This window comes from Sphingobium sp. ba1 (assembly GCF_000743655.1).
Taxonomy (GTDB): domain Bacteria; phylum Pseudomonadota; class Alphaproteobacteria; order Sphingomonadales; family Sphingomonadaceae; genus Sphingobium.
The window spans coordinates 895,429-898,247 of sequence record NZ_JPPQ01000069.1 but is presented as its reverse complement, the minus strand read 5'-3'; the positions used below and the strand labels follow the sequence as shown (position 1 = coordinate 898,247).

Genomic DNA, 2,819 nt, shown 5'->3' with positions numbered 1-2,819 from the left:
TCGATCAGCCGCAAGATGCACCTCCACGCCCGCCGCATCCGCGTCGATCATCCCGATGGCGGCCGGGTCGACGTGATGGCCGAGCCGCCGACGCATTTCGCCGCCAGCCTCGCGGACATGGGCTTCGACCTCAGCCTTGGCGACATGCTGCTCGACGATGAGATCGACCGGACGCCGACCCGCGAGGATGAAAAGAAGTTCGCGCGCCAGCATGCCAAGCAGGTCCGCAAGGACCGCAAGGGCGAACGCCGGTCGCGCGGGGGTTCTCGCGACGAATGACGCCGGGCGCGCCCTATCGCTGGACCGATGAGGCCGCGATCCGTGATTTCGTGACGCAGACGGGCTTTGGCCTGCTCTGCGTCGCTGCGCCCGACCGGATGCATGTCGTCCATTTGCCGCTCATCTGGCTGGACGAGCGGCGGATCGGCCTGCACCTCCACCGCGCCAACCCGATCGTGCCGCATCTCGACGGGCAGGACGCGCTGATCGTCGTCACCGGCGATCAGGCCTATATCAGCCCCGACTGGTATGGGCTGCCCGACAAGGTGCCGACCTGGAACTATGTCGCGGCCGAACTGCGCGGGCCGATGGTGCGATTGGACAAGGCCGAAACCATCGCGCAGATCGACGCGCTGAGCCACGAGCAGGAGCGGCGGCTGGCACCCAAGCCATTATGGACGCGCGACAAGATGAGCGATGGCCTGTTCGACAAGACCATGACCGGGCTGGTCGGCTTTGCGATGCAGGTTGAGGCTATCCACGGCACCGCCAAGCTGGGGCAGGACAAGCCCGAAGCGGCGCGAATCGGGGTCGCCGATGCGCTGGATGCCGTGGGCGAAGGCGCGTTGGCGTCGCTGATGCGGGGGACATTGGCATGAGCAATCCGCTTGTCGTCTTCGATTGCGACGGAACGCTGGTCGATAGCCAGCATAGCATCTGCACCGCCATGACCCGCGCGTTCGAGGAGGCCAAGCTCGCGCCGCCCGACCGGCCCGCGATCCTCTCGGTTGTCGGCCTGTCATTGCCGCTCGCCATCGCGCGGCTGTTGCCCGACGCGGAGGCGGATTTTCACGATCATCTGTCCGACCGCTACAAGCTGGCGTTTCAGGCGATGCGACGCGAGGAAGGCGTGTGCGAACCGCTCTATCCCGGTATTGCCGATCTGGTGGTGGAACTGGATGCGGCCGGCTGGCTGCTGGGGGTCGCGACCGGGAAATCCGATCGCGGGCTGGCGCTCTGCCTCACCCATCATGGCCTGATCGACCGTTTCGTGACGCTCCAGACCGCCGACCGCCACCCGTCCAAGCCGCATCCCTCCATGCTGCTGACCGCCATGGCCGAGGCCGGAGCCGCGCCCGACACGACGGTCATGATCGGCGACACCAGTTTCGACATCGACATGGGGGTCGCAGCGGGCGTGCGCAGTATCGGCGTCGCCTGGGGCTATCACCCGCCAGCAGAACTGCTCGCATCGGGCGCGCAGGCCGTGGCGATGGACAGCGCGGCTTTGCGCGGCCATATCGGCGCGCCATGACCGATATGCCCCCGATTCCGCCCGTCGATCGCGAAAAGATCGCGCGTCAGCGCCACTTCGCCATCGGCCTGTTCCGCCTGTCGGGCGCGTTCGTCGTGATGATCGGCTTACTTGCCATCATGCAGCGCTTTTCCTGGGTGCAGGGGGACAAGGCCAAGGCGTTCGGCGCGATCATGGTCGTGGTCGGCCTGTTCCAGTTCCTGGTGGTGCCGCGCCTGATGCTGGCCCTGTTCAAGCGGACGGGCGCATGAAGCGCTTCTACAAGGATGTGACGATCGTGGCCGAGAGTGATGGCCATGCCATTCGCCTCGATGATCGTCCGGTCCGCACCCCCGCCCGCGCGCTGCTGACGCTGCCGACATTGGCGCTGGCGCAGGCGGTTGCCGAGGAATGGCGGGCGCAGGGGGATACGGTCGATCCAGCGTCCATGCCGTTCACCGGCCTCGCCAATGCGGCGATCGATCATATCGTACCCAATCGCGCGCAATTTGCCGCCGGGATCGCGCGCTATGGCGAAAGCGACCTGCTCTGCTATCGTGCCCATTCGCCCGAAACGCTGGTCGCGCGGCAGGCGGCGGCGTGGGATCCACTGCTCGACTGGGCGCGCGCGCGCTATGATGTGGCCTTCGTGGTGACGCAGGGCATCCTGCCGGTCGCCCAGCCCGAAGCGACACTCGCTCGGCTGCACGCGGCGGTTGCAATGCATGATCCATTCCGATTGGCGGGCCTGTCCACATTGGTAACGCTGAGCGGGTCACTCGTTTGCGGCTTGGCGGTGGTGGAAAATAGCCATAGTGCTGAAGCAATATGGCCGATCGCCGAGATCGACGAGGCCTGGCAGGTCGAACAATGGGGCGAAGATGCGCAAGCGGCAGCCCGCAGCGCCCGGCGCAAAAGCGAATTTTCCATGGCCGGAGCCTTTTGCGCGATGAGCTGAGTTTGGCGGGGTGGGAACTCCATCGTTCCTTCGTTCATTAAAGATGTTGCGGGGCAGCAATGATGCCCAACCGATATTTTTAGACGACGAACAAGGAGACCCTGACGTTGCCAAAGTCCGCACTGATCGCATTTCTGACCCTTTCGACGGCGATGACCGCCCCTGCATTTGCGCAGGAAGCGCCCGCCGCGCCCGCCGCTTCGGCACCCGCCGCCACGACGCCGGCCGATCCCGCCGCGCCCGCAGAGGCCGCGCCTGCAGCAACCGCGATGACGCCGGAACAGATCGCCGCCTTCAACACGGCCGTTACTGATTTCACCGCCGGGCAGAGCGCGCAGCAGAGCGGCG

General features: G+C 66.0%; 4 protein-coding genes and 2 pseudogenes. All 6 read left to right on the top strand.

Annotated elements, in window-relative coordinates:
• Window positions 1-279 (top strand): annotated as a pseudogene (locus IL54_RS22840) (RluA family pseudouridine synthase); the annotation flags it as partial.
• Window positions 276-878, top strand: coding sequence for an FMN-binding negative transcriptional regulator (locus IL54_RS07395; RefSeq protein ID WP_037474392.1), 603 nt, complete (start codon window positions 276-278; stop codon window positions 876-878). The pseudogene IL54_RS22840 and the gene IL54_RS07395, both read left to right, overlap by 4 nt.
• The gene (locus IL54_RS07390; RefSeq protein ID WP_037474391.1) at window positions 875-1,534 is read left to right on the top strand and encodes an HAD-IA family hydrolase; all 660 of its coding nucleotides are present in this window, start codon (window positions 875-877) and stop codon (window positions 1,532-1,534) included. Before IL54_RS07395 ends, IL54_RS07390 begins: the two co-directional genes overlap by 4 nt.
• Window positions 1,531-1,785: a hypothetical protein gene (locus IL54_RS07385; RefSeq protein ID WP_037474380.1), complete on the top strand. Its 255-nt coding sequence runs from the start codon at window positions 1,531-1,533 to the stop codon at window positions 1,783-1,785. Before IL54_RS07390 ends, IL54_RS07385 begins: the two co-directional genes overlap by 4 nt.
• Complete coding sequence (locus tag IL54_RS07380) at window positions 1,782-2,471, top strand: ATP12 family chaperone protein (RefSeq protein WP_037474377.1); 690 nt, start codon at window positions 1,782-1,784, stop codon at window positions 2,469-2,471. The genes IL54_RS07385 and IL54_RS07380 overlap by 4 nt, the downstream gene beginning before the upstream one ends.
• A 107-nt stretch (window positions 2,472-2,578) precedes the next feature.
• Window positions 2,579-2,819, top strand: a pseudogene (locus tag IL54_RS24040) (hypothetical protein); the annotation flags it as partial.

Excerpts from the sequence above, each read along its gene's own strand:
- IL54_RS07395 (WP_037474392.1), top strand. The coding sequence starts at position 276 with ATGACGCCGGGCGCGCCCTATCGCTGGACCGATGAGGCCGCGATCCGT.
- IL54_RS07380 (WP_037474377.1), top strand. The coding sequence starts at position 1,782 with ATGAAGCGCTTCTACAAGGATGTGACGATCGTGGCCGAGAGTGATGGC.
- IL54_RS07385 (WP_037474380.1), top strand. The coding sequence starts at position 1,531 with ATGACCGATATGCCCCCGATTCCGCCCGTCGATCGCGAAAAGATCGCG.
- IL54_RS07390 (WP_037474391.1), top strand. The coding sequence starts at position 875 with ATGAGCAATCCGCTTGTCGTCTTCGATTGCGACGGAACGCTGGTCGAT.